Source organism: Melghirimyces thermohalophilus (assembly GCF_900102685.1).
Lineage (GTDB): Bacteria > Bacillota > Bacilli > Thermoactinomycetales > DSM-45169 > Melghirimyces > Melghirimyces thermohalophilus.
The window spans coordinates 77,309-83,769 of record NZ_FMZA01000017.1 but is presented as its reverse complement, the minus strand read 5'-3'; the positions used below and the strand labels follow the sequence as shown (position 1 = coordinate 83,769).

8 protein-coding genes and 2 pseudogenes are annotated in these 6,461 nt (G+C 50.4%); 3 read left to right on the top strand and 7 right to left on the bottom strand.

What is annotated here, in order from left to right:
• Window positions 1-267: 267 nt before the first annotated feature.
• The 3 genes from BLP91_RS12790 to dcd form a co-directional block, all read right to left on the bottom strand.
• Window positions 268-1,152: a C40 family peptidase gene (locus tag BLP91_RS12790; RefSeq protein ID WP_091571766.1), complete on the bottom strand. Its 885-nt coding sequence runs from the start codon at window positions 1,150-1,152 to the stop codon at window positions 268-270.
• Between the two features lie 202 nt (window positions 1,153-1,354).
• A complete protein-coding gene (locus BLP91_RS12785; protein ID WP_091571764.1) occupies window positions 1,355-1,624 on the bottom strand; it encodes a hypothetical protein in 270 nt (89 codons plus the stop codon).
• 266 nt (window positions 1,625-1,890) lie between these two features.
• Complete coding sequence (gene dcd / locus BLP91_RS12780) at window positions 1,891-2,448, bottom strand: dCTP deaminase (protein ID WP_091571761.1); 558 nt, start codon at window positions 2,446-2,448, stop codon at window positions 1,891-1,893.
• A 436-nt stretch (window positions 2,449-2,884) separates the two neighbouring features.
• Here dcd and BLP91_RS12775 point away from each other — a divergent pair.
• The 3 genes and pseudogenes from BLP91_RS12775 to BLP91_RS17570 form a co-directional block, all read left to right on the top strand.
• Window positions 2,885-3,325: pseudogene (locus BLP91_RS12775) on the top strand (DNA glycosylase AlkZ-like family protein); the annotation flags it as partial.
• Window positions 3,282-3,548: pseudogene (locus tag BLP91_RS17575) on the top strand (DNA glycosylase AlkZ-like family protein); the annotation flags it as partial. The pseudogenes BLP91_RS12775 and BLP91_RS17575, both read left to right, overlap by 44 nt.
• 52 nt (window positions 3,549-3,600) lie before the next feature.
• Complete coding sequence (locus BLP91_RS17570) at window positions 3,601-3,876, top strand: DNA glycosylase AlkZ-like family protein (protein ID WP_425412227.1); 276 nt, start codon at window positions 3,601-3,603, stop codon at window positions 3,874-3,876.
• A gap of 154 nt (window positions 3,877-4,030) precedes the next feature.
• On the opposite strand, the gene BLP91_RS12765 is transcribed toward BLP91_RS17570, so the two are convergent.
• The 4 genes from BLP91_RS12765 to BLP91_RS12750 form a co-directional block, all read right to left on the bottom strand.
• Window positions 4,031-4,720 carry a Crp/Fnr family transcriptional regulator gene (locus tag BLP91_RS12765; RefSeq protein ID WP_091571754.1) on the bottom strand — a complete coding sequence of 230 codons (690 nt, stop codon included), beginning with the start codon at window positions 4,718-4,720 and terminating at the stop codon, window positions 4,031-4,033.
• A gap of 201 nt (window positions 4,721-4,921) precedes the next feature.
• Window positions 4,922-5,158 carry a ferredoxin family protein gene (locus tag BLP91_RS12760; RefSeq protein ID WP_091571751.1) on the bottom strand — a complete coding sequence of 79 codons (237 nt, stop codon included), beginning with the start codon at window positions 5,156-5,158 and terminating at the stop codon, window positions 4,922-4,924.
• A 6-nt stretch (window positions 5,159-5,164) separates the two neighbouring features.
• Complete coding sequence (locus tag BLP91_RS12755) at window positions 5,165-5,416, bottom strand: DUF2249 domain-containing protein (protein WP_091571748.1); 252 nt, start codon at window positions 5,414-5,416, stop codon at window positions 5,165-5,167.
• A gap of 87 nt (window positions 5,417-5,503) precedes the next feature.
• Window positions 5,504-6,454 carry a multicopper oxidase domain-containing protein gene (locus tag BLP91_RS12750; RefSeq protein WP_245662261.1) on the bottom strand — a complete coding sequence of 317 codons (951 nt, stop codon included), beginning with the start codon at window positions 6,452-6,454 and terminating at the stop codon, window positions 5,504-5,506.
• Between the last annotated feature and the right edge of the window lie 7 nt (window positions 6,455-6,461).

The window sequence follows — 6,461 nt, the reverse complement described above, 5'->3', positions numbered from 1 at the left end:
GTCCGTGATAAAAGAAAAGTCGATATGCTTGTCCACTTTGCGGAGCAAGTGATCTTCCGGAACTAATTCTTCAATACAGACAAACTCCAGCTCATTTTGTTTCTCTTTATTGGAACGTAACACACCCATCCCTCCCATTCTTCTTCAACCTAATAAACGGTGGGAAGCAGTGAAAAGGATTCCCCCAAAAAAAATAGGCTGTCGAGACTTTCTCGACAGCCTGAGGCTTCCCATGAAGGGAAGCCTTCTCTTTTTCCAAAAGCGGGGTTAATGAGGTTCTTCCCCGTTGTCTCCGATCACGCGGGCACCCATAATGGCTTGTTTACCCCAGAAGGAGCCGTTAAACTTCGTAATCGTCACCCCTACTCCCTTTTTGTAGGTATGGAGAATTTGATTGTTTCCGATATAAATGCCTACATGGTCGATGTTCTTATAGCGGCCCTTGGCACTGCGGGAGGCGTCGAAAAAGACGAGGTCCCCTTTACGAAGTTTGGATCTGTCGTGAATCGGCTGTCCATCCCACTTCGCCTGTGCCCCGGCAGTACGGTTGAGCTTGATTCCGTGTTTCTTGTACACATACTGGGTGAAGCTGGAGCAATCGAACTTGCCGCTCTTATTGTACTCCGCTCCCAACTTGTAGTCCGTTCCCATGAACTTTTTACCGAATTGGATAATCTTATCCGCTTTTTGTTCCCACTTCGGCTTCTTGCTTTGGTTTTGATCTTGACCTTCGTTTTGATCCTGCTTGGTTGCCTTTTGGGACTGATCCTGAGCAGAATTCTTCTTTTGATCCCCGGACTTCTCATCATTGCCCTTCTTTTCCGGGACCTGTAGGGAATCGGAGTGATCACGAGTTGCCTCGGAAGCACCCTTTTGCGGCTTTTCGGTCACTTGATCCCGGGATGTACCCTCAGAGTTTGAAATCCGTTTCTTTTCGGATTTTTCCTTATCGACTTTTTTTTCCGCCGCCTGTTGCGGTTTTTCTTTTGCTTTCTCCGCGGGCTTGTTCGCCGGTTCCTGTTTTTTGTCACCAGGCGCGTTTACGGTGCTGAATACACTCTGTAAGATCCCTTCCACACTAGGAGGCATCTGACCCAAGCTGGGGCTAAAAAACATGGTGATGGCAGCCGCCGTGGCCAACATCCATTTCATATACGAAACTCCTCCTTATATGTAAGATTGAATTATACTTTTGTGAAATCCCCCTTGTTTTCACCATTCACGTTAACATGGATATACTGGAATCTCGATCCGTAAATGTTTCCAACTGTAATTGGTAATTCGGATTCCGGGCCAAACGAAAAAGCCCGCTGAGCCTGTCAGCGAGCTTAGATTCTTAACCTCTTTTCCTCTTTTAGACCACTTTCGCCTTCCGACCGATCGTCGTTTTTTTCCAAGCGGGCATATTGACAGCGACAACCTCGTCGGCGTAGATGATTCCCAAAGCGTCGGTCACATAGACCCGTCGCCCTTTATAGCGGTAGGTCTCTTTGATCTTCAGCTGTTTCACTTTACCAAAGGCACCGATCAGAGACAGCTCATCTCCCGCCTTCAATTGGTCCAGCACATCCGCCGAGCCGGCAGCGGTTCCGCCAAAGACATATTTTCCTCTATACTTAGCCATTTCCTAATTCCTCCTACATAAAAGTGTAATATTCAAATTATTTGTCGGTTGTTGTTTGGCTTGCTTGTGATTACACTCTCATTTTAATATGCATGATCCCGTTCTAACTGTTACTTGTATGAATAATTTTTGAACTATTCGTTTATAAAACAAGCTGTTGTCCCTCCGTGTCCCTCATCACTGGATATGCCCTCGCCGCCTGTATCCGGGGGGGGGATAAACATAAAAAGCACCCGCTATCGGTCGCGGGTGCTCCCTTGGAAAAATCAGATGCGAGGAAGGGTGATGCCCCGCTGGTTCTGATATTTTCCCTGTTTGTCTTTGTACGAAACTTCACAAGCCTCATCACTCTCCAGAAACAGTACCTGGCACAATCCCTCATTAGCGTAGATTTTGGCCGGAAGCGGAGTCGTGTTGGAAATTTCCAGCGTCACATGCCCTTCCCAGCCGGGTTCAAAGGGGGTGACGTTGGTGATGATGCCGCACCGGGCATAGGTCGATTTTCCGACGCACACCGCCAACACATTTTCCGGAATGCGGAAATACTCGACGGAAGTGGCCAGGGCGAAGGAGTTGGGCGGGATGATGCAGACATCCCCCTCGTAATCCAAGAAGGAATCAGCACTGATCGCCTTAGGATCGATCACCGGCATCAGGGCATTGTGAAAGATCTTAAACTGCTTGCCTACCCGCAGATCGTACCCATAACTGGACAAACCGAAGCTGACCGCTTCCCCCTTGCCGATGTTGTGATCGACAAAGGGCTCGATCATCCCGTGCTCCTCTGCCATCCTGCGAATCCATTTATCCGATTTGATGGTCATGATTGCGAAATCTCCTTTATCCTTTGCTTTCGTCTATTTTACAACATTATCGCTCCACACAAAAACCGCCTTTAACCAGGCGGTATGCCAGCGTTAATTTACCTTGCGTGCCTTCCCTGTCCAAAAGGGTTTTCGCAGCAAATTTTTATTAATTTTACCTGAACCAGTATTTTGCTTCATCCACAAACTGAACCGATTTTGGCGCCTTAAAGGGACGCCTTTTTACATTAATTCGAATTCCCGGGAAAAAAGATGAGTTCGATTCCGGTTTTTACTGTTGTGAAAAACATGTCAAATCCGAGGGTGGCGCGACCTGTGACTACGATGAAGGAGGGGGAAGAAAAAACCATCCTGCAGAGGAGAGAAAAAGTGAGGTTATGAACGAGGCGTTTTCGGTCAATCGGACAGCAGTCCGCCGCTTAATGATAGCCAACCGACGGATGTGATGGAGGGGCTGCGCCGCCTGGAGTGCATCCAAATCGATCCCTTCGCAGCGGTGCACCTGGTCTTGTCCGCCCGTCTTCCGGGATATCGCCCTGAAGAGCTGGACCGGCTATTGGATCAGAGACAGGTATTTGAGTATATCGCCAACGCCGCCTGTGTGATTCCGATGGAGGATGATCCACTGTTCGCTCCTATGCGACAGCGACTGCAGGCACCATTGGAAGGGCGGCTCCAAGCATTGAAGCCAGTGGTGGAACATGTCTTAAAAAGGGAAGGGCCTCTGCCGGCGTGGGCTTTTTCTTCGACGGAACGCGTACACGGCTATTGGGACCATCAAGCACCCAAAACCAAGGCGACTTTCACGCACTCAACCTGCTGTTGGATGCGGGATGATTCAAGTGGCCGGGAGAAAAGGCAGCGAACGCTATTTTGACCTTACAGAACAGGTTGTCCCTGATATGGTCTGGCGTCGAGCGAAAGAGATAGACCCGACGAAGGCGAAAGAAGCCCTGCTGGAAAAATATATGCGGGCCTATCGCGTCTTCGAGCCGAGCGACTCCCGCTTTGGCTGGCTTTGCCTGTCGGTTGCTGAACGGAGGCAGGCGATCAGCGGATCGTTGGAGCGAGGAGATGGGGTTCAGCTGGCGATTGAGGGCATCTGCCGGTCCTATTTTATCCTAGCGGAAGACCTGGACAGCTTGCGCAGCCATGTCCCCCGCTCCAATCGGGAATGCACCCCCGAGGAGAATCCCATCCGTTTTTTACACCTCTGGACAACCTGCTGGGCGACGGGAACGGATCGCCGACCTGTTCAGCTTCCATTACCGATGGGAAATTTATGCACCGACAAACAAACGGCGCATGCCGATCCTGGCAGGAGATCGGTTGATCGGCCGGGTCGATCCCCGACTGGACAAAAAACACGGGCGGCTCACCATCCGCTTGTTGCAGCTGGAACCTGACTTTCCCTCCGCCGCCACTTAACCACAGCCCTCCATGCCCTCGCCGAGCACCACGGAGCCCGGGAGCTGGTGGTGGAGAGGACAAAAGGCCCGCAGACTTGATTTAGAACAGACAAAACAAAAGCGACAATCCCCTGGAGAATGGCTGCTGCCGACTTTTCTTACTTCCTTCTCCATCACACGGATTGGACGCAGTTTTGCAGGGCTTTCATATCATAGATCAGCACTTCGTTGCGGTTAAATTCCAGCAAACCCGCTTTGCGGAGTTGGTTGAGCGCACGGTTGATCGATTCCCGGGAAGCTCCAACCATACTGCCGAACTCGGTGTGGGTTATGGGCAGGGAGATGTGCATCACGCTTTCCTTCTGCACTCCGAACTCTTTGGATAACCGGATTAACGAGTAGACGACCCGCTGCTGCACAGTGCCGGAAGTAACGTTCTGCAGACGTCTTTGCAGGCGGATCAATTGACGCCCCATGACCTGCATCACTTTCTTTGCGATCTTGGGCTGATCCTCCAACAAACGATCAAAATCTTCAATTTGGATCGCCAACAGATCCGCGTCCTTAAGCACTTCTGCTGTCCCGGGGTAAGGGGCTTCGTCAAAAAAGCCCACATGGGGAAACATATCCCCTTTATGAAGGAGGGAAATCACTTGGGCGTGCCCCTGTTCGTCCACCTTAAAGACCTTAATCACCCCAGATTGAATAAAGTAGACCGCTTCCCGCTCTTGACCTTCCAAAAAAACAAAGGATTGTTTGCGAAACCGGCGTTGAATGGCGATCGAGGAAAGATGGGTGATCTCCTCGTCAGTCAGCTCGGAAAACAGAGGGATCTGTCGGAGAGCTTTTTCCATGTTTCCCATGAAAGCACCTCCTCTTTGTCAGATGCTACCCTTATATTATTAAAAGCGGTTCATTCCTCGATCCGAAATTTTTACAATAAGCAGGAACGTTTTTTGACCGTTTCGTGACGCGGGGGTGAATCGGGAGTGTCCCACATAAAAAGCCAGACTGCCAACCCTGTATGACGGGTCGGCAGTCTGGAAAAAGCATCGGCGAAGAATTCATCCTTTGAAGAATTCTGCATTCTTCTGGATAAACTCTTTCTCGTCCTCCGGTACCATCTCTTCTTCAAAAATCGCTTCCACCGGACAGACAGGTTCACAAGCCCCACAATCGATACAGGTATCGGGATCGATAAAATACTGTTCCTCACCTTCATGGATGGCATCGACGGGACAGACTTCTACGCAGTCCGCCGCTTTTTCCCCGATACAGGGGGATGTAATGACAAATGCCATCGGAGCTTACCCCCGATCCGCTACTTTTCGAATGGCAACACGCCATACTTCGGGACCCTGCTCAAGATATTCCCATTCAAAGGAACCGGACCTTTCGGCTTGAAATTGATAATATAAGGGTTTGGGGTCATGGTCATTCAACAGTTCCATTGCCGTACCTGGTTGCAAATCATCAAAGGTTGCAAAAATCGTCGGATGCTTTTCTTTCGGGGGGTACAAACGGGCGTCAACATGGGCAGCAAATTGCTTATCAGCCACTAGATCTTCCTCCTTTGATTGAAGCTACCTCAAGTATACGTCGTGGTTATCACAGCCGTTGTGAAATACAACACAAACTCTCGGATTTTATCGAGTCACCTTGAGAATCGCTTTGGCTCCCTTGGAAAATTGGTTTAACTGGTGACTGATGATCGTATATTCGCCAGGTTCATCTACCTCGAATTCAACGACCGTCCCGCCGCCAGGCGACACTGTAACTGTCTGCACCCCATTAAGAGAATTGCGTGGATCTCCATCCACGTAAACGCGATCCAGAGTGGTTCCCACCACGTGCAAGCTGGACATCTCATTAGGTCCCGCATTGACGAAGTAGATGCGAATCCGTTCTCCCGCTTTCGCCTTCAGCGGACGGGCGGCGTCGTACTTGTGCGCAACCCCGTTAAACGCCACGTATTTGGGGCGGTCCTCTTCCATATCTCTCCCTTTATACCATTCGCTTTGGGTGAGGGTGAATGTTCGATCCACCGCCTGATCTGTGGGATATCCCTCCTTCGGTTCGACAATGATCATACCGTACATCCCATTGGCCACGTGCTCCATCATCGGGGTGGTGGCACAGTGGTACATATAGACACCCGGATCCTCGACTTCGTATTCAAATTCATCGGTTTTACCCGGTTGTACATCGGCGAAGTGTTTATCTGGTGCGGCGTTGACCGCGTGGATATCCACACTGTGATTCATCTTCGAATCCATATTCTTCAACTGCAGATGGAGGCGATCCCCCTCCCGAACCTTCAATACCGGACCTGGGACGGTCCCGTTAAAGGTCCAGGCAGGGTACTCCACCCCTTTAGCGATTTGAATCCGCTGCTGCTGGGCCGTCAGTTTCACGTGGACATCCTTCCCGTCCCGTGAAATTTCCACAGGGACCGGTTTTGGATGCTCCTGCTCTTTTTGGCTGCTCTTCGATGGTTCTTCACTAGGCGGGATTCGTTCCTCGATCCAATCCGAGCTGACCCAAACCAATGCCCAGATAATCAGAAGACCTAACGCGATCAGCACTTTCCCTTTCACGATCCCA